19 protein-coding genes are annotated in these 17,677 nt (G+C 70.7%); 12 read left to right on the plus strand and 7 right to left on the minus strand.

Going from position 1 to position 17,677, the window contains the following annotated elements; genetic code table 11:
- The first annotated feature begins 25 nt into the window (after positions 1-25).
- The gene (locus tag FB391_RS05870; RefSeq protein WP_141893450.1) at positions 26-457 is read left to right on the plus strand and encodes an SRPBCC family protein; all 432 of its coding nucleotides are present in this window, start codon (positions 26-28) and stop codon (positions 455-457) included.
- Positions 454-750 carry a DUF1905 domain-containing protein gene (locus FB391_RS05875; RefSeq protein WP_141893451.1) on the plus strand — a complete coding sequence of 99 codons (297 nt, stop codon included), beginning with the start codon at positions 454-456 and terminating at the stop codon, positions 748-750. The genes FB391_RS05870 and FB391_RS05875 overlap by 4 nt, the downstream gene beginning before the upstream one ends.
- A 30-nt stretch (positions 751-780) precedes the next feature.
- On the opposite strand, the gene FB391_RS05880 is transcribed toward FB391_RS05875, so the two are convergent.
- On the minus strand, positions 781-2,055 hold the full coding sequence (locus FB391_RS05880; protein WP_141893452.1) for a Fic family protein: 1,275 nt from the start codon (positions 2,053-2,055) through the stop codon (positions 781-783).
- Between the two features lie 275 nt (positions 2,056-2,330).
- Here FB391_RS05880 and FB391_RS05885 point away from each other — a divergent pair, with 275 nt between their 5' ends.
- The 4 genes from FB391_RS05885 to FB391_RS05900 all read left to right on the plus strand — a co-directional run bounded on the left by FB391_RS05885 (position 2,331) and on the right by FB391_RS05900 (position 5,519).
- Entirely contained in the window at positions 2,331-2,756 is a 426-nt protein-coding gene (locus FB391_RS05885; RefSeq protein ID WP_185842958.1) for a type IV pilin protein, read from the plus strand.
- A gap of 81 nt (positions 2,757-2,837) precedes the next feature.
- Positions 2,838-3,584: a prepilin peptidase gene (locus FB391_RS05890; protein WP_246093371.1), complete on the plus strand. Its 747-nt coding sequence runs from the start codon at positions 2,838-2,840 to the stop codon at positions 3,582-3,584.
- 82 nt (positions 3,585-3,666) lie between these two features.
- Positions 3,667-4,761, plus strand: a complete 1,095-nt coding sequence (locus FB391_RS05895; protein ID WP_141893454.1) for a YihY/virulence factor BrkB family protein — start codon at positions 3,667-3,669, stop codon at positions 4,759-4,761.
- Positions 4,758-5,519: an NAD(P)H-hydrate epimerase gene (locus FB391_RS05900; RefSeq protein ID WP_141893455.1), complete on the plus strand. Its 762-nt coding sequence runs from the start codon at positions 4,758-4,760 to the stop codon at positions 5,517-5,519. The genes FB391_RS05895 and FB391_RS05900 overlap by 4 nt, the downstream gene beginning before the upstream one ends.
- A 52-nt stretch (positions 5,520-5,571) precedes the next feature.
- Here the strand turns inward: FB391_RS05900 and FB391_RS05905 are convergent, their stop codons facing one another.
- From FB391_RS05905 to glgP, 3 genes are all read right to left on the minus strand, one after another.
- Positions 5,572-6,303, minus strand: coding sequence for a glutamine amidotransferase (locus tag FB391_RS05905; protein WP_141893456.1), 732 nt, complete (start codon positions 6,301-6,303; stop codon positions 5,572-5,574).
- 76 nt (positions 6,304-6,379) lie between these two features.
- Complete coding sequence (locus FB391_RS05910; RefSeq protein WP_141893457.1) at positions 6,380-8,932, minus strand: rhamnogalacturonan lyase; 2,553 nt, start codon at positions 8,930-8,932, stop codon at positions 6,380-6,382.
- Positions 8,933-9,096: 164 nt separating this feature from the next.
- Entirely contained in the window at positions 9,097-11,652 is a 2,556-nt protein-coding gene (gene glgP, locus FB391_RS05915; RefSeq protein ID WP_141893458.1) for an alpha-glucan family phosphorylase, read from the minus strand.
- A 66-nt stretch (positions 11,653-11,718) separates the two neighbouring features.
- Between glgP and FB391_RS05920 the strand changes: the two genes are divergently transcribed.
- Positions 11,719-11,946, plus strand: a complete 228-nt coding sequence (locus FB391_RS05920; protein ID WP_141893459.1) for a response regulator — start codon at positions 11,719-11,721, stop codon at positions 11,944-11,946.
- Complete coding sequence (locus tag FB391_RS05925) at positions 11,936-12,586, plus strand: CYTH domain-containing protein (RefSeq protein ID WP_141893460.1); 651 nt, start codon at positions 11,936-11,938, stop codon at positions 12,584-12,586. Before FB391_RS05920 ends, FB391_RS05925 begins: the two co-directional genes overlap by 11 nt.
- 58 nt (positions 12,587-12,644) lie before the next feature.
- Here FB391_RS05925 and lpdA read toward each other — a convergent pair whose 3' ends face one another.
- Entirely contained in the window at positions 12,645-14,045 is a 1,401-nt protein-coding gene (lpdA, locus tag FB391_RS05930) for a dihydrolipoyl dehydrogenase (RefSeq protein WP_141893461.1), read from the minus strand.
- A gap of 9 nt (positions 14,046-14,054) precedes the next feature.
- Positions 14,055-14,708 carry a copper resistance CopC family protein gene (locus FB391_RS05935; RefSeq protein WP_246093372.1) on the minus strand — a complete coding sequence of 218 codons (654 nt, stop codon included), beginning with the start codon at positions 14,706-14,708 and terminating at the stop codon, positions 14,055-14,057.
- Positions 14,709-14,862: 154 nt separating this feature from the next.
- Here FB391_RS05935 and FB391_RS05940 point away from each other — a divergent pair, with 154 nt between their 5' ends.
- Positions 14,863-15,264, plus strand: a complete 402-nt coding sequence (locus FB391_RS05940) for a four-helix bundle copper-binding protein (protein ID WP_141893462.1) — start codon at positions 14,863-14,865, stop codon at positions 15,262-15,264.
- 3 nt (positions 15,265-15,267) lie between these two features.
- Here the strand turns inward: FB391_RS05940 and FB391_RS05945 are convergent, their stop codons facing one another.
- Positions 15,268-15,615, minus strand: coding sequence for a hypothetical protein (locus FB391_RS05945; RefSeq protein WP_185842960.1), 348 nt, complete (start codon positions 15,613-15,615; stop codon positions 15,268-15,270).
- Positions 15,616-15,817: 202 nt separating this feature from the next.
- Here FB391_RS05945 and FB391_RS05950 point away from each other — a divergent pair, with 202 nt between their 5' ends.
- The 3 genes from FB391_RS05950 to FB391_RS05960 all read left to right on the plus strand — a co-directional run bounded on the left by FB391_RS05950 (position 15,818) and on the right by FB391_RS05960 (position 17,676).
- Positions 15,818-16,321 (plus strand): FHA domain-containing protein, encoded by a 504-nt coding sequence (locus FB391_RS05950; protein ID WP_018170535.1) that lies wholly within the window; start codon positions 15,818-15,820, stop codon positions 16,319-16,321.
- Positions 16,321-17,013, plus strand: a complete 693-nt coding sequence (gene ftsR, locus FB391_RS05955; protein ID WP_141893463.1) for a transcriptional regulator FtsR — start codon at positions 16,321-16,323, stop codon at positions 17,011-17,013. The genes FB391_RS05950 and ftsR overlap by 1 nt, the downstream gene beginning before the upstream one ends.
- Before the next feature lie 120 nt (positions 17,014-17,133).
- Positions 17,134-17,676 carry a MerR family transcriptional regulator gene (locus tag FB391_RS05960; protein ID WP_141893464.1) on the plus strand — a complete coding sequence of 181 codons (543 nt, stop codon included), beginning with the start codon at positions 17,134-17,136 and terminating at the stop codon, positions 17,674-17,676.
- The last annotated feature ends 1 nt before the right edge of the window (position 17,677 follow it).

Raw genomic sequence — 17,677 nt, forward strand, 5'->3', positions numbered from 1 at the left:
CGGCGCCGCGGCGTAGGTTGACGGTATGCATGAGCTGACCGAAGAGGCGCTGGTCGCGGCATCCGCCGACGAGGTGTGGCGGGATCTGACCCGCTCGGGTGCGCTGGCGGAGTGGTTCTGGCCGCCGCGGATGCAGCCGACCGCACTCGTCGAGCTGCGCGAGCTGGGACGCTGGCAGGTCCGGTCTGAGCCGGCGGGCATCGCGGTCGAGGCCGTCGTGCTCGCCGTCGACGCCCCGCGAACGCTGCGGCTGGAGTGGCGGTGGGAGGGAGAGGACGCCGCCACCGACGTCGGGATCACGCTCGAGCCCGCCGCAGATTCCGCGACGCGCGTGATCGTGCGTCACAGCGGCTTCGCGACGGCCGCGGAACGCCAGAATCACGTCGAGGGATGGGCGGACTGCCTGCAGCGTCTCGTCGACCGGTACGGTGGGGCGCCGGGGGAGCGGCTGCCGTGATCATCGAGTTCGACGGCGACGTGTTCCGGTGGGATGCGCGCGACGATGCGGCATGGTTCTTCACCGCCGTGCCGACCGAGCTGAGCGCCGAGATCCGCGAGATCCCGCGGCCGTTCCGCGGGTTCGGCTCGGTGCGCGTGAATGCGCGCGTCGGCGGGAGCGAATGGCGGACGTCGATCTTCCCGAGTTCGTCGGGGGAGTACGTGCTGCCGCTCAAGAAGGCTGTGCGCACCGCCGAGCGGCTCGTGGACGGCGGCCCGGTGTCGGTGCGGCTCGAGGTCCTGGACGGCTGAGCCGGCGAGGCCGGTGCGGACCGCCGGTTATCAGCGCAGGCGTCCGACGTGTGCGGCGTCGGGGACGGCAGGTCCGCCGGCGGGGCGACGGTGGTCGGTGTCGCCGCCGCCGATGCGGTTGCTGCGTTCGGTGAGGGCGACGAGTGCGAGGTGGCGATCGGCGGTCCAGCAGATGAGGCGGCCGCGCTGGTCCTTGGTGCGGCCGAGGATCCCGGCATCCGCCAGCTCGGTGAGAGCCCGATGCGCGGCGACCGTCGAGACGCCGTGCTTGAGCGCGACCGACTCGATCGTGGGGACGGGGTCGGCGGCGAGCGAGGCGAGGATGCGCAGCACGACCGCGTCGCGGCGCGGCGCGGCGGGGGAGAGTCCCCGGCTCCGGCGGTAGGCGATGAGTTCGGCGAGGGTCTGCTCGTCGAGCCGGACGACGTCGGCGGCGAGCTGCACGGCGTTCGCTGCGGCGCGTTCGGTGGCCTGCGCGAAGCCGATGATCCAGTCGTCGAGCCGCGGTGGGTCGGCGCGGAAGGCCGTGAGTCCCGCGATGTAGGCGTCGGTGTCGCCGGCGAAGACGGTGCTGATGGGGATGAGGATGCCGCGCAGTGCGTCCGTGCGGTGCAGCACGGTGTGGATGAGGGCGCGGCCGGTGCGACCGTTGCCGTCGATGAACGGGTGGATCGTCTCGAACTGCGCATGCGCGATGGCCGCGCGCACGACGGGGTTGCCCGCCGTCTCGGTCACGAACGCGGCCAGGTCGTCGACGAGCCGGCGCACCTCCGTCTCGGGCGGGGGGACGAAGTCGGCGCGCAGGGGACTCCAGCCGGGGCCGCCGACCCAGTTCTGCTCGGTGCGCAGGCCTGGCGGCAGAGACGGCTCGATGACGTGCTGCAGGGTGACGATGTCGTCGGCTGTCACAGGGCGATCGCGGTCCGCGAGGGCGGCGATGGCCGCCTCGGTCGCACGGACGTTGCCGATGACGTCGAGCGCGACGCGGGTACCGGTGTCGAGGGTCTCGGCGATCGCGAGGCGCTTCGGCGTGATCCGGTTGCCCTCGATCCACGACGACGAGATGCTCTCGGAACGGATCAGCAGGTGGTTGAGGTACGCGCCGTGCGAGCCGATGCGCTCGTCGGCGCGGGCGAGCACGGTGAGGGCGTCCTCGGCGGCGGCCTGGGCTGCGGGTCCTATGGCGGGGAGGGTGCGTCCGAGCTCGTCCGGCACGAACGCGAGGTAGCGCCCGGCCGCACGATCACGCCGGCCGAGGTGGGTGGCGTCACGGGCGTCCCAGAGTCGCTCGACGAAGGTGGGCATGTACACCTCCAAATGTGTACCGATGGAGCTCAAAATTAATGTTAATCCCGTAAAATTAATTATGGAGTCTCGACAGGTCCTCTTGCGTATGTCCTGAGTGAAAGCTGCGCTGTGCGGGTTGTCTTGTCTGCGTCACTTTGCCATTGTCGACAGAGGGGAGGGACGCGTGCTCGGTCATGCGCGGGACGCGCCCCGTGGGCGTGGGACGCCGACTGCGGCTGCGAGGCGCGCCCACGGGATATCGGTCGACGATCTCATCCGGGGAGAGACTCGTCATGCGTGCAGTGCAGACAGGCGATCTCTCAGTCGGCCGAGCCCGTGAGGACGCGGAACGGGGTCTTACGCTCGTCGAGCTGATCATCGTCGTCGTGATCTTCGCGATCCTGGTGGCGATCGCCATACCTCTGTACCTCAACCTGCAGCAGCATGCTCGCAACAACGCCGCCGCGGCGGCCGCCGCGAACGCGGCGGCCATGATCACCGCCCAGATGGCGCAGCGCCCTTCGATTGCGCCGATCGATGTCGACACGACCGCGATCACGCGCTACGTCGACCCCCCGCTCGCACTGCAGGTCTCCGGTGACGTCGGCGACATCGGCAGCGTCTGTGTGAGGATCATCTCGGGGGGCGGAGTCGATGCCCTTCACCTTGCCGGCGGCGCCGAGGAGATTACGGCAGGGCCCTGCTCGTCGGCGCGATGAGTTGACCTCGGCCTGCAGGACAAGCGCCAGCCGAAGCGCTGGATGTTCCGACGCCGCGTCATCAGCCGGTACCCTGCCGGAGTGCCGACGGCTCTCCCTCCCCTCCTCGCCGTCAGCGCGGGCGTACTCGGTCTGCTCGTCGGATGGGCGATGACGGCAATGGTCGACGTCGCCGCTCCGGTGGACCGGAGCGCACGCGGTCGGGGCGGCACTGCAGCACGATCGTCGGTCGTCGCCGTCGTCACGGGCATGGCGTTCGCGGTCGTCACGTGGACGGCGTTGACGAGCCCGGCGACGTTGGGGGTCTCGTCGAGCGAGCCGCTCGCGCTCGCCCTCGTCGCCGTCGCGTTCCTCTCCTTCGCGGCCATCAGCGTCGCGCTGACCGCGATCGACGTCGGCGCGCATCGATTGCCGAACCGGATCGTGCTGCCCAGCTTTGCTGTCGCAGGCGTCCTCTTCGCGATCGCGGCCGGGGTGCAGCGGGAGTGGGACTCGTTGCTGCGTGCTGCGATCGGCATGACGGTGTTGTACACGTTCTACTTCGTCCTGCGGCTGGTCGGCAGGGGAGGCATGGGGGGCGGAGACGTCAAGCTCGCCGGTGTCATCGGCATCCACCTCGGGTGGGTCGGCTGGGGAGCTCTCGCCGTCGGCGCATCTGCAGCGTTCCTATACGGCGGCTTGTTCGGCGTCGCTCTGCTGCTGCTGCGGCGCGCAGGCCGCAAGACCGCGATCCCGTTCGGTCCGTGGATGATCCTCGGCGCCTGGACCGGTGTCTTCGCCGGCGAGGCCGTCTGGGACTGGTACCTGGGATTTCTGACCGGGTCGTGACCGCGGTCGGGTAGATGGGGCGTCTGTCGCCCCGCGTCAACCCCTCACCGCGTCGTCCTGGTCGCTCGGTATGGTGGCGGGCATGGCGGAGTGGATCAAGAAGGTCACGGCCTGGGCGCTCTCTCTCCGGCCGGTGCGCGTCTGGCTGCACTACTCCGAGCGCCGCGGGCCGATGCTCTCGGACAGCGTCACGTACCGCGCCCTGTTCTCGGTCTTCGCCGGCGTGCTGCTCGGGTTCTCGGTCGCCGCGGTCTGGCTCGCCGGCAATCCCGAGGCGCTGCGGGCACTGGTGTCGGCGGTGGATGCCGCCATCCCGGGCCTGGTGGGCAAGCGCGGCGTGGTCGACGTCACCGAGATCGACGCGCCGGCCGGCTTCACCGTGGCGGGGATCATCGCCCTCGTGGGTCTCGTGGGCGCCGCGATCGGCGCCGTCGGATCGCTGCGCGTGGGGATGCGGACGCTCGCCGACAAGGTGCACGACGACGTGTTCTTCCTCTGGGTGCTGCTGCGCAACCTGCTGCTCGCCGCCGCGATCGGCGGCGGGTTCGTCCTCTCTGCGGGCGCCACGTTCGTCGGCACGTCGTTCGTGGGCGCGGTGCTCGATTGGCTCGGGATCGGCGGCGACCTCGCCCGGATCGCGACCCGCGGCGTCTCGCTCGTCGTCGTCTTCGCCCTCGACATGGCGATCATCGCCCTCGCCTTCGTCACCTTGAGCGGCGTGCACGCGCGACCTCGGGCGCTGTGGGCGGGAGCGTTCATCGGCGCGATCGGCCTCACCGTGCTGCAGCAGCTGTCGGGTCTGTTCGTGAGCGGTGCCGGCGCGAACCCGCTGCTCGCCTCGTTCGCCGCGCTGATCGCCCTGCTGCTGTGGCTCAACCTGTCGGCGCAGGTGATCCTGCTCGCCTCGACGTGGGTGATCGTCAGCGAGCGTGAGCAGGTCGACCGGGTGCGGGAGCGCTACGGCTCGCCCACGTTCGCGATGCGGCGGGTGAGGCAGGCCGAGGATGCCGTCCGCGTGGCGAGCGAGGAGCTCGAGCACGCCCGTGCCGAGGCCGACAGGGAGCGCCGCGAGCGCATCGCCAAGGGCGACGACGACAAGCGCGAGGACGAGCACGGGAGCAGCCCCGGACCGGACGACGGACGGGAGCGTGCGCGGGCGACCGAGGATGCCTCGTGACCGTCCGCGTGCCGACGTACTCGGCGGAGCAGGTGCGCGCCGCCGAGCGGCCGCTGCTCGACGCGGGGGAGCCGCTCATGCAGCGGGCCGCGGGCGCGCTGGCCGACGTCGTGCGGGGCGAGCTCGGCGGCGTCCCCGCGACCCCCATCACCTCGTCGATCGTCCTCGAGCCGCTGCTGCAGGACGCCCCCGACCGTCGACGACCGCGTGTGCTCGTGCTCGCCGGATCAGGAGACAACGGCGGCGACGCACTGTACGCCGCCGCCGCCGTCGGCGGCCTCGCCGACGTGGACCTGCTGCTCGTGGGCAGCCGCTTCCACGAACGAGCCTTCGCCGCCGCGACGGCCTCCGGCGCGCGTCGCGTGGAACTGCCCGAACTGCGGGATGCGCGCTACGCCCTCGTGCTCGACGGCATCCTCGGCATCGGCGCGGCGCGCGACAGCGCACTTCACGGGATCGCGCGCGAGGCCGTCCTCAGTCTGCGGTCGCTCGTGCACACGCGCCGGGGGATGCCGCGCGTGATCGCCGTGGACCTGCCGAGCGGGCTGCACCCCGACAGCGGAGCCGCCGACGACGCCGTGCTGGCGGCATCCCTCACCGTCACCTTCGGCGCCGTCAAGGCCGGGCTCGCCGCCGGCCGCGGCCCCGAACTCGCCGGCGAGCTCGTGCTCGTCGACATCGGACTCAGCGCAGGCCTCGACGCAGTGGCACCCGCGGGTGAGGTCGAGGTCGCGCGCGTCATCGACGCCCGCGACTGAGAGCGTCAGTCGTCGGAATCGGACGGCAACGGCTCGTCGTCCAGCCCTTGGATCAGCGCGCGTAGCGATCGACGAACGCGCGCAGGATGCGGCTCGGGTGCGACACCGCGACGCGTCGAACGGCGGCGAGGGTCAGCTCCAGCTCGTCGGACGCGAAGTATCCGTGATCGGCGTAGGCGTGGATGCGGGTCGTGATGCCCTCGACGTCGAGCTCAGGGTGGAACTGCGTGGCGTACACGTTCGCTCCCACGCGGAACATCTGCACCGGGCACGCCGGCGACGACGCCAGCAGCGTCGCCGAGGCCGGCAGCTGCGAGATCGCCTCCTTGTGCCCGACGAACGCGTCGAACGTCGCGGGCATGTCGGCCAGCAGCGGGTCGGCGGCGCCCGCGTCGGTCACGGTGACCGGCACGACGCTGATCGGCTCGGGATGCCGGCGGTCGATGACCGCGCCCTGGTGCGAGCCCAGCGTGCCGATGCCGTAGCAGGCGCCGAGGAACGGGAAGTCCCGTGCCACCACCTCGTCGAGCAGCTGCGCGAACTCCGCCTCGACCCGCTGCTGCACCGGCGACTTCTTCTCGAGCGGGTCCGAGGCGTTGAACGGCCCGCCGCCCACGAAGATCCCCGACAGTGCGTCGAGGTCGAGCCGCGGCATCGGCTCGGACTCCAGCCGAACCCGGATCAGCTGATCGGGCTCCAGCCCCGCGTACCGCAGGAACAGCCCGTACTCCTCATCGGCCGGCAGATCCTCGGCCCGCGTCGCGAGCAGGACGAACGGCTTCACCCGACCAGCTTAGGTTCCGTGAGAGACGCGGATGCCTCGGCCCGACGGGATCGCCGGGCCGAGGCATCCACTCGTCTCAGCGGTCGGTGCCGAACTGGTGGGTCCAGGTCGAGGCCGCGCCGGCGGCCACCGCGATCCCGGACTTCGGCACCGCCGTCACCTGCACCGCCGACCCGGCCGGAACCTTCACCAGGGGCTTGTCGGCCTTGACGCCGTTGACGTAGTAGTCGAACGCCGGGTCAGGCGTCACGACCACGTGGTCCGAGCCCGAGCCCTTCGGATCGACGAACTTCGGCTCGCCCGGCGTCGCCGTCGTCGTGCGCACGGGCACCTTCGCGAAGTCCATGTCGCTCGCGAAGTAGTAGCTCGTGTACGACGGCTGGTTGTACGTCGTGTTCTGCCGTGCCACCTCGGCGCGGTACTGCAGGTCGCTCATGAGCGTCGGCAGCTTGTGCGTCGTCACCTCGGTGCTCGTGAAGATGCGCAGCGCGTGCGAGTCGGTGGTGCGCACCAGCAGCTCCTCGCGCCAGTCCCCGAGCACGTCGGCGACGAGCGACGCATTGCCCTTCGTGCCGTTGTTCGCACGGGTCCCCGTGGCTGCGAGCACGGTGCCGCGCGTCCAGTCGTCGATCGTGACGTCCTGGTCGCCGCTGCCGTTCACGATCTGCGTCGTCATGTCGGCGGCCCAGTGGATGGACTGGTTCGTGCCCGGGATCGCCGATCCGAGGATCTGACCCGTCGCGCTCATGAGACCGGACGCCTCGGTGCCGCCGGGCATGCTCGCCCACGTCTCCAGACCGGGTACGTCCGGTCGCACGTCGCCGATCATCGCGCGCCCGGTGTCGCGGCCCGAGTACGCGCCGAAGATGACCTCGCCGGTCGCGGCGTCGCGCAGGTCGGAGCCGTACGGGGCGAAGGTGGCGCCCTCGTGCGAGGTCCAGATCTCCAGACCGGGGCGGTTCGGGTCGATGTCGGTCACGTGCATCGCGTCGCCGTGGCCGAGGCGCACGTTCTCGCCCGGGTCGGCGCTGCCCTCGGGCAGCACGTCGAACGAGCTGTACAGCAGTCCGCCGTCGTCGTCGATGGTGGCCGAGCCGTAGACGATCTCGTGCTTGCCGTCACCGTCGACGTCGGCCGCGCTCAGCGAATGGAACCCCTGCGTCGTGATCGAGCCGTAGACCGGATCGGTGCCGTCGCGGCCGTGCGGGCCGTCGTTGAACGGGTTCGTCATGGGCACGTGCCCGCTGTCGACCGCCCAGCGCGTGGACAGGTGCTCGCCGTCCCAGTCGTACGCGCGCAGCGTCGTGCGCGTGTAGTAGCCGCGTGCGAAGATCGCCGACGGGTGCTGCCCGTCGAGGTACGCGACGCCCGCGAGGAAGCGGTCGACGCGGTTGCCCGGCTCGATGCGGGCCATCGCGTAGTCGCCCCACAGCAGGCCGTCGTCGTCGCGCCCGGGCTCGTAGCGGACGGTCTCGAGTTCGTCGCCCGTGGCCGAGTCGAACACCGTCAGGTACTCGGGTCCGTCGACGATGAAGCCCTCGAAGGTCGTCAGGTCGTTGCGCGCGCTGCGCGAGGGCGCGTACGTCGAGATGAAGTAGTCCACGAGCTCGGTGGCGGATGCCTCCGACAGCGGGTACTCGTGCGTCACCGGGATCCCGAACGCCTGCTCCAGCGTCGCCGGCCAGTGCCCCGCGACCACCTCGGGGTGCGACGACCAGCCCTCGAACATCTCGATCAGGTGCTGCCGGTAGTCCGCGGCGCTCAGCCGGTAGTCGTCGTCGTTCGAGTAGCCGGCGGCCACGTCGTCGGCGAGCATCGTGATGTACGACTCGGACGCGACGCCGCCGTCGGCGTCGTAGCGGATCGACTTCGTGCCCGGCGCAGTCTTGAGCATGGTCTCGGCGCGGCCGTCGCCGTCGAAGTCGTAGACCATGAACTGCGTGTAGTGCGCACCGGCGCGGATGTTGACGCCGAGGTCGATGCGGTTGAGCAGCGTGCCGTCCAGCTCGTAGGTGTCGATGTAGACCGGGCCGGTGTAGCCCTTCTGCGACACGTCCTTCGAGTTCGACGGATCCCACTTGACGACGAATTCGTACGCGCCGTCGCCGTCGACGTCGGCCACCGAGGCGTCGTTCGCCGAGTAGGTGTACGGCTCGCCATCGGGGAAGGCGACGCTCTGGGGCGCCACGCCGTCGGCCGGCTTCTGCAGCGGCAGGTCGTAGAACCCGTCGCCCCACACGGCCACGGGCGCGGACTGCTCGCCGGTGACGTCGTGCCAGACCGGCGCGACCGTGTAGACCGACGCGGCGGTGCCGTCGGTGTCGGCGTAGTTCGTGCTGTCGTCGACCGTCGCGATGCGCTCACCGTCGCGGAACACCGCGAACGACGGTCCGCTCACGCCAGTCTCGGTGGCAGGTCCCGCCTCGGTGCCGAGCAGGCGCCAGCTGAGGAACACCCCCTCGTCGGTCGACACGGCGACCAGCCCGCGGTCGAGGGACTCGAGCTGGGGACCCGTGGATGCCGGAGCAGCAGGCGCCCCGGCCAGCGCGGGCTGCGCGAGCCCGAGCGTGAGTATGCACGCGGCCGTACCGGCCACGAGCAGGCGAACAGGTGTCTTGCGTGGATTCATCGTCGAAACCGCTCCCGGTCTGGTGCATCGTTGTAAACCCGGGTCAGATGCCGGGAATACGTTTTCCGCACCGAGGCTAGTCCGCGCGCCCAGAGCGGGTCAAGGGAGATTGGAACGATTTAACGTAAGGATGCCGGCGGCGTCTGCCGCCGGCATCCTCTCGTCTACGACGCGTAGGTGACGAGACCGAGCTCGACAGGCGACACCAGCTGCGGGTGCGCCGGGCGCACGCGCACGGTGTAGCCGAAGGTGCCGGTGACCGACAGGGGCAGGGCCGCGCGGAACGGCGTCACGCCGTCGACGGCGTCGCCCGGGAGCAGCTGGTGGACCGAGTGGTCGCGGGCGAGGGCGTCGTCCTCGTCGGTGCGGCCGTACAGCAGCTCGACGGCGACGTCGTCGGGCGACAGGCCGTCCAGCCGCACGTCCGCGCGGACCTCCAGCGTGTCGCCGGCCTGCGCCTGCTGCGGGATGCCCGAGCCCTCGACGCTCGCGATCGACACGCGGCTCCACGCGTCGCGCACGCGGCCGGTGAACGCCGCGACCTCTCGCGCCTGCGCGAAGCCGTCCGCCCGCAGCGCCACGTCGTGCGCCGCCGCCGGGACGTACAGGCGCTGCACGTAGTCGCGCACCATGCGGTCGCTCGTCGCCTTCGTGCCGAGGTCGGTCATGGTGTGGCGCACCATTCCCAGCCAGGCGTGCGGGATGCCGCCCTCGCGGTCATAGAACTTCGGCACCAGCTGGTGCTCGATGAGGTCGTAGAGGGCCGCCGCCTCGGCGTCATCGCGCTCCTCGTCGTTCGAGGCGGTGTCGGCCGTCGGGATCGCCCAGCCGTTGTCGCCGTCGTACCACTCGTCCCACCAGCCGTCGAGGATCGACAGGTTGAGTGCGCCGTTGAGCGCGGCCTTCATGCCGCTCGTGCCGCACGCCTCCAGCGGACGCAGCGGGTTGTTGAGCCACACGTCGCAGCCGGGGTACAGGTCCTTCGCCAGCGTGATGTCGTAGTCGGGCAGGAACACGATCCGTCCCCGCACCTTCGGGTCGCGGCTGAAGCGCACGAGCTGCTGGATGAGGATCTTGCCCGAGTCGTCCGCTGGGTGCGACTTGCCGCCGATCACGATCTGCACCGGTCGCTCAGGATCGGTGAGCAGCCGCGTCAGCCGCTCGGGGTCGCGCAGCATGAGCGTCAGGCGCTTGTACGTGGGCACGCGGCGCGCGAAGCCGATGGTGAGCACCTCTGGATCGAGCAGGTCGTCCACCCAGGCCGGCGTGTGGCTCGATCCGTTGGCGAGGGATGCCGCCACCCGGCGTCGCGCCTCGGCCACCAGCTCGCCCTTCATCTGCTGGCGGACGCCCCACAGTTCGGCGTCGCTCACGACGCTCCGGTCGTTCCAGTCGTGGGTGTCGGTGTAGGCGTCGCCCCACGCGCGTTCGCTCACCGACTTGAGTGCCGGGTGGACCCACGTCGGCGCGTGCACGCCGTTCGTGATGGACGTGATGGGCACCTCGTCGGTGTCGACGCCGGGCCACAGCATCCCGAACATCCCGCGGCTGACCTCGCCGTGCAGGAGCGAGACGCCGTTGGCGTGCTGACCGAGGTGCAGGCCCAGCACCGCCATGTTGAACACGCCCTGGTCGCCGCCCTCCCACGTCTCCAGCCCGAGCGCGATCGCGCGGCCGGCGTCGAGCCCCTGGAAGAGCCCGTTCGTCAGGAAGTCGGCGATGAGGTCGCGCGGGAACCGGTCGATGCCCGCGGGCACGGGCGTGTGCGTCGTGAAGACGGTGCCGGCGCGGACCTGTGCCAGCGCCTCGTCGAACGAGAGCCCGTCGTGCGTGATGAGCTCCGACATGCGCTCCAGGCCCTGGAACCCGGCGTGGCCCTCGTTCGTGTGGTACACGTCCGGGGCGGGGCGTCCGGTCAGGTCGCTGAACGCGCGGACGGCGCGCACGCCACCGACGCCGAGGAGCAGCTCCTGCAGCAGGCGGTGCTCGCCGCCGCCGCCGTACAGCCGGTCGGTGACGCGGCGCATCTCGTCGGTGTTGGACGGCGTCTCGGAGTCGAGCAGCAGCAGCGGGATGCGGCCGATGTCGGCGACCCACACGCGGGCGTGCAGGCGGCGGTCGCCCGGAAGCTGCAGCGCGATCTCGACGGGGGCGCCGTCCCGGTCGCGCAGCAGCGTCAGGCCGAGACCGTACGGATCGAGCAGGGGATAGCTCTCGCGCTGCCAGCCGTCGTCGCCGATCGACTGGCGGAAGTAGCCGGCGCGGTAGAAGAGACCCACACCGGTGAGCGGGACGCCGAGGTCCGAGGCGCTCTTCAGGTGGTCGCCGGCGAGGATGCCGAGACCGCCCGAGTACTGGGGGAGCGAGCCGTCGACGCCGAACTCGGGTGAGAAGTAGGCGATGTGCACGGGCTTCTCGCCCTCGAGGCGCTGGAACCAGCGGTCGCCGTCGAGGTACGCGGTCAGGCGCTCGTCCTCCTCGCGCACGCGGGCGACGAACGCGTCGTCCTGCGCGAGCTGATCGAGCCGCTCCTGCCCGAGGGCGCCGAGCATGCGGGCGGGGTTCGACCCGATGTCGTCCCACAGCTCGGGATCCATCGAGGCGAACAGGGAATGGGTGGCCCGGCTCCACGACCAGCGCCAGTTGGAGGCGAGCCGGTCTAGGGGAGCGAGCGGTGGAGCGAGGACGGGACGGACGGTGAACGTTCGGATGGCCTTCACGCTCGCGATTCTAGGGGCCCAAGCTGGAAGCGCTTGCACGTGCGTGCGGGGGTCTACGCTGGCGTCATGGCCATCGCACGACTCCACGGCGGACCCCTCGACGGGCAGATCCTCCCGCTCGACCCGACCATCGACGACTCGTACATCGTCCCCTACGGCGAGGGACAGCTCGTCTACCGCCGCGAAGGCGAGGACGCCAACACCGGCGACGCCGACGGACCCACCGAGACCCGGTTCGTCTACGTCGAGGCCACCGAAGACATCGACCCGAATCCCGACGGTCGTGACGACTGAGCCGGGCGGGGATCACCCCGACCCGGCCCGCTCGGTCGAGATCGAGCTGAAGTTCGACGTCGACGCCGACACTCCGCTGCCCGACTGGTCCGGCCTGCCGGGCGTGACGTCGCTCGGCGCCGGCGAGGTGCGCGACCTCGACGCCGTCTACCTCGACACCGTCGACCTCGCGCTCGCCCGCGCCGGGTATGCCGTGCGACGACGCACCGGCGGCCCCGACGAGGGCTGGCACATCAAGGGCCCGCGCGACGCCGAGGGCGGCCGCATCGAGCTGCAGTGGCCGCTCGGCGCCGAAGGGACGACGGTTCCGGATGCCGTCGCCGCCGCGCTCGCGACGGTCGCGGCATCCACGGACTACGCCCCGATCGCCCGCATCCGCAACCAGCGCACCGCCTACGCGCTGCAGGACGCTGACGGCGGACTGGTGGCGGAGTTCGTCGACGACCACGTCGTCGCGACCGATGAGCGCGACGGCACCCGACGCGCGTGGCGTGAGTGGGAGTTCGAGCTCGGCCCGGCGGCACCTGCCTCGGCGGACACCCGAGCCGCCCTGTTCGCGGCCGCCGAGGACGCGGTGCGCGCGGCGGGCGGCCGCGAGGCGGCATCCGCGTCGAAGCTCGCGAGGGCGCTCGGCGCCTGAGCCCGACACAGAAACGCCCGGAGCCTGCGGCTCCGGGCGTCCTTCTGCGTTCGCGTGATCAGAGGTTGATCATGTGGCCGGCGAGGCCGTGGAAGGCCTCCTGCACGGCCTCCGACAGCGTCGGGTGCGTGTGGACGTTGCGGGCCGCCTCGAGCGCGGTGAGGTCCCACTTCTGCGCGAGGGTCAGCTCGGGCAGCAGCTCCGACACGTCCGGGCCGATCAGGTGGGCGCCGAGGAGCTCCAGGTGCTCGCCGTCGGCGATCACCTTCACGAAGCCGACGGGCTCGCCCAGGCCGTTGGCCTTGCCGTTCGCCGAGAACGGGAACTTCGCGACCTTCACGTCATAGCCGGCGTCGCGCGCCTGCTGCTCGGTGAGGCCGAACGACGCGACCTGCGGCGAGCAGAACGTCGCGCGCGGCATCATGCGGTAGTCGCCGAGCGTCATGGTCTCGGCCTTGCCGATGGTCTCGGCGGCGACGACGCCCTGTGCCTCGGCCACGTGGGCGAGCTGCAGCTTGGCGGTCACGTCGCCGATCGCGTAGATGTGCGGCACGTTGGTGCGCATGTGGTCGTCGATGTCGATGGCGCCGCGCTCGGTGAGCTTCACGCCCGTGGCCTCGAGGCCGAAGCCCTCGACGTTCGGCGCGAAGCCGATCGACATGAGCACCTTGTCGGCGTCGATGGACTGCGACTCGCCGCCCGCGTTCGGGGTGTAGGTGACCGTCACGCGGTCGCCGTGGTCGACCACGGTCTCGACCTTCGTCGAGGTGAGGATGTCGACGCCGTACTTCTTGTACTGGCGCGTGATCTCCTTCGACACGTCGGCGTCCTCGTTCGGGAGCGCGCGGTCGAGGAACTCGATGATCGTGACCTTCACGCCGTAGTGGGTGAGGACGAAGGCGAACTCCATGCCGATCGCGCCGGCGCCGACGATGACGATCGACTTCGGCAGCTCGCGCGTGAGGATCTGCTCCTCGTACGTCACGACGTTCTCGCTCAGCTGCACGCCCGGCAGCAGGCGCACGCGCGAACCGGTCGAGATGATCGCGTTGTCGAACGTCACCTCGGCGGTCGTGCCGTCGTTCTTGGCGACGCTGATCGCGTTCGGGCCGGTGAACGTGCCGCGCCCGTCGTACTCGTCGACCTTGTTCTTCTTCATGAGGAAGTGGATACCCTTGACGTGCGTCTCGGACACCTTGCGGCTGCGGTCCCACGCCACTCCGAAGTCGAAGTGCACGTCGCCCGAGATGCCGAACAGCTCGGCCTTGTCGTGGAACGTGTGCGCGAGGTCGGCGTTCTTGAGCAGTGCCTTCGAGGGGATGCAGCCGACGTTGAGGCACACACCGCCCCAGTACTTCTCTTCGATGACCGCGACCGTGAGGCCGAGCTGAGCAGCACGGACGGCCGCGACGTACCCGCCGGGCCCCGCGCCGAGGATGGCGACGTCGTAGTGAGGCATGCTTCCAGCCTAGTGGTCGGAATCGGGCCCGGAGCCGGGCGCGGCACCCTGGCCGCCGGCATCCCGAGCCCTGTCTTCGGCCAGCTCATTCAGCGCGCTGTTGCGCCGCGCACGCGAGACCAGCAGATAGATGATCGCTCCGGCGGCGCCCGCGAGCAGGAGGCCGATGAACACCCACGGCCACACCGGCGCGTCCGTGCTCTCGGACTCCATCGGCGGCCCGGGCGTGAACGTCTCGGTCGGCGTGGGCGCCGGCGCGACCGTCTCGGTCGGCACGGGGGTGGCCGAATCGGTCGGCGTCGGCTCGGGCGCGCCCTCGACCGTGAACGTGAACTGTCCCGAGGTGGGGTGCCCGTCGCTCGACACCACCTTCCACAGCACCGTCACGACACCGGAGGCGTCGCCGGCGACCGGCTGCGTGAGCACGTTGTCGCTCACCGTCGGCTCGCCGTCGGCGAGGTCGGCGCCCGACGCGTCGGTCACCTGCACCTCGGAGGCGCCGGGGTCGTCCGCGATGTCGGCGCTGAACGTGAGCGCGACCTGCGTAGGCAGGGCGGCGACGGTGCTTCCGTCGGCCGGGTCGCTGCCGATGAGCGCGTCGTGGGCGGAGGCGGGGGATGCCGTCGCCAGCACCGCGACGAACGCCAGGGCGAGGGCGGCCACGGCCGCGGACAGCTTCGCTGAGCGAGGTGTGTGAAGAGTTTGTGACATCACGCGATCGAGCCTAATCGGCCCTTCGATCCGGGACGGCCGAGGTCTAGCATGGCCGCAAGGCGGGGGATCTGCCCGCCGGCCCGGCAACGGAAGGAAGCGGCGGATGGACGCGATGATGATGGGCGCCATGTCGAAGGACATGACGTCGATGCCCGGCATGGAGAGCATGGACATGGCCGTCATGCAGGCGTGTATGGACGCCTGCTCGGCCTGCGAGCAGGCGTGCACGGTGTGCTCCACGCAGATGATGTCGTGCGCGACGGCCTGCATGAACTGCGCCGACATGTGCAACACGATGATGCGGGCGATGATGCGGATGCAGGGCATGACCCCCGCGGTCATGATCTCGATGCTCGACGCCTGCATGGCGATGTGCCAGCTGTGCATGGACGAGTGCATGGAGCACGCCGACCACAGCGAGGTCTGCAAGATGTGCGCTCAGTCCTGCAAGGCGTGCATGGAGGCATGCATGGCCGTCAAGGACATGATGATGGCGATGAGCTGACGCTCAGCCCCGAAGCACGTTGAACCGCCGCGCGCCCACGGCGAGCACGTGGTAGCGCTCGTGCAGGGCGACGGGGGTTCCAGGTGCGGCGGCCTCCGCCGCGCCGGTGCCGTTCCACAGTGCGATCTCGTCGCCCGCCAGCGTGCGGACGATGACGAACCCCGATCGTGCGTCGGCATCGGCGACGATGGCGTCCGCCCAGTCCGACGGCGTCGCCGCGGCCAGGCGCGCCTGGATGAGGTGCAGCGCGTGCCCGGGGGCGAACGAGGAGCAGGCGTCACCGTGGTCGCACATGCAGACCGCACGCTCACGCACCTCGAGGGCGGGAATGCGGCTGTACGGGCTGGTCACGGGATGCTCCTTCTCTGCGGATCCGCTCGGATCGATGCAGCCAGGCTAAGACGGGTGCGGGATCGGCGGCATCTCGCGCGACACGGGACGAAACATTGCGCGATCAGGTCCGCGGGATGGACGATTCGTGACCGGCACGCGGATTCGGCCTCTTCCGCGGCCCAGTCGATCGGATAGGCTGAACGCCACAGAGGAGGACACCGTGGAGCACGACCGCCGACCCGATGAGGGCGACATCCGCCGCGCAGCCGGGGCCGACGCACACGATTCCGACCGTGCGGCCGACACGACGCAGACCTTCGGTCACGACTCCGACCTGTCGTTCGTGCCGTTCGGCAGCGAACTGGGCGAAGCCGAGCTCGATGCGATCGACGCGCTGCCCTCAGGCGCCGCGCTGCTGCTGGTCCGCTCGGGCCCGACGGCAGGTGCGCGCTACCTCCTGGACGCCGACGTCACCACGGTGGGGCGGCATCCCGAGGCCGACATCTTCTTCGACGATGTCACCGTGTCGCGTCGTCACGCCGAGATCACACGCTCGGGAACGACGTTCGACCTCGTCGACCAGAGGTCGCTGAACGGCACCTACGTCAACGGCGAACGCGTCGACCGCGCCACGCTGAGCAACGGCGCCGAGGTGCGGATCGGCAAGTTCCGCCTCAACTTCTTCGTCTCGCCGGCAGACCTCGCGCGGGCGGCGGACGCCTGATGCCCGCGGCCTCCGTCCGTGAAAACGCGACGCCCGCGGGTCTTCTCAGCATCGGTCAGGTTCTGGCGCGTCTGTCGCCAGAATTCCCGGCACTCACGTCGAGCAAGCTGCGCTTCCTGGAGGTGCAGGGCATCGTCACGCCGCTGCGCACCGAGTCGGGCTACCGCAAGTTCTCGCAGGCCGATCTCGAGCGCCTGCGTCTCGCGCTGACGCTGCAGCGCGACCACTATCTGCCGCTGTCGGTCATCCGCGACTACCTCGAAGACGTCGACGCCGGTCGCGACCCCGCGACGCCGTCGGCCGTGCCGCCGCCGTCGATCGTCCCCGCGCCGCGCCGCTATCGCCGCGACGAGCTGCTGGCGGCCGCCGGCGCCGCGCCGCAGCTGCTCAACGACGCCATCAGCACCGGCGTCATGACCGGCGCGGAGTCGTACACCGAGCAGCAGGTCGCGTTGCTGCGGGCCCTGGTCGCGCTCGACCGGCACGGCATCGAGCCGCGCCACGTGCGCGCACTGCGCCAGAACGCCGAACGCGATGTCGCGCTCGTGGAATCGGCGCTCGCGCCGCTGCTGCGGCGGACGGACGCCGCCTCTCGCGGCCGGGCCGGCGAGGTGGCACCCGAGCTCGCCAAGCGCCTCGACGAGGTGCGCGCGATCTTCGTGCGCACGGCGCTGGACCGGCTGCTGGCCTGAGCCGCCGGCATCCGATTCCGGTCCTTCGCGCGACACGCCGAGGCCCGAACGGCGGATGTCGTTGCCGCGGGCACCTGGCTGATCTAGCGTGGAACATACCGATTCGGAGGGGGGACGGGCATGACCCGCGACATGGCTGACAACGAGCCTTTCTCCGCCGAACTCCTCTTCACCGACGGACTCCCGGCGATGGACGACGAAGTGGGCTACCGGGGCGCCGTGGCCGCCCGCGCCGCCGGCATCACCTACCGCCAGCTGGACTACTGGGCGCGCACCGAGCTCGTCGTCCCCACCGTCCGCGGCGCCAGCGGCTCGGGATCGCAGCGCCTGTACGGGTTCCGCGACATCCTCGTGCTGAAGCTCGTCAAGCGCCTGCTCGACACCGGCATCTCGCTGCAGCAGATCCGCACCGCCGTCGACCAGCTGCGCGCCTCCGGCATCCGCGACCTCGCGGGAACCACGCTCATGAGCGACGGGGCATCGGTGTACCTGTGCACCTCGAACGACGAGGTCATCGACCTCGTCAGCCGGGGTCAGGGCGTCTTCGGCATCGCCGTCGGCAAGGTGCTGCGCGAGGTCGAGTCCGAGCTCGTCGAGTTCGAGGTCGAGAAGCCCGACCCGCTGGACGAGCTCGCCGCCCGGCGCTCGGCGCGGACGGCGTGAC

It is taken from the genome of Microbacterium kyungheense (genome assembly GCF_006783905.1).
Lineage (GTDB): Bacteria > Actinomycetota > Actinomycetes > Actinomycetales > Microbacteriaceae > Microbacterium > Microbacterium kyungheense.

What these genes read in the sequence shown, in the direction of transcription:
- FB391_RS05885 (WP_185842958.1), top strand. Translation starts at nt 2,331, where the DNA reads ATGCGTGCAGTGCAGACAGGCGATCTCTCAGTCGGCCGAGCCCGTGAG.
- FB391_RS05880 (WP_141893452.1), bottom strand. Translation starts at nt 2,055, where the DNA reads ATGCCCACCTTCGTCGAGCGACTCTGGGACGCCCGTGACGCCACCCAC.
- FB391_RS05870 (WP_141893450.1), top strand. Translation starts at nt 26, where the DNA reads ATGCATGAGCTGACCGAAGAGGCGCTGGTCGCGGCATCCGCCGACGAG.
- FB391_RS05895 (WP_141893454.1), top strand. Translation starts at nt 3,667, where the DNA reads ATGGCGGAGTGGATCAAGAAGGTCACGGCCTGGGCGCTCTCTCTCCGG.
- FB391_RS05960 (WP_141893464.1), top strand. Translation starts at nt 17,134, where the DNA reads ATGACCCGCGACATGGCTGACAACGAGCCTTTCTCCGCCGAACTCCTC.
- FB391_RS05910 (WP_141893457.1), bottom strand. Translation starts at nt 8,932, where the DNA reads ATGAATCCACGCAAGACACCTGTTCGCCTGCTCGTGGCCGGTACGGCC.
- lpdA (WP_141893461.1), bottom strand. Translation starts at nt 14,045, where the DNA reads ATGCCTCACTACGACGTCGCCATCCTCGGCGCGGGGCCCGGCGGGTAC.
- FB391_RS05920 (WP_141893459.1), top strand. Translation starts at nt 11,719, where the DNA reads ATGGCCATCGCACGACTCCACGGCGGACCCCTCGACGGGCAGATCCTC.
- ftsR (WP_141893463.1), top strand. Translation starts at nt 16,321, where the DNA reads ATGCCCGCGGCCTCCGTCCGTGAAAACGCGACGCCCGCGGGTCTTCTC.
- FB391_RS05940 (WP_141893462.1), top strand. Translation starts at nt 14,863, where the DNA reads ATGGACGCGATGATGATGGGCGCCATGTCGAAGGACATGACGTCGATG.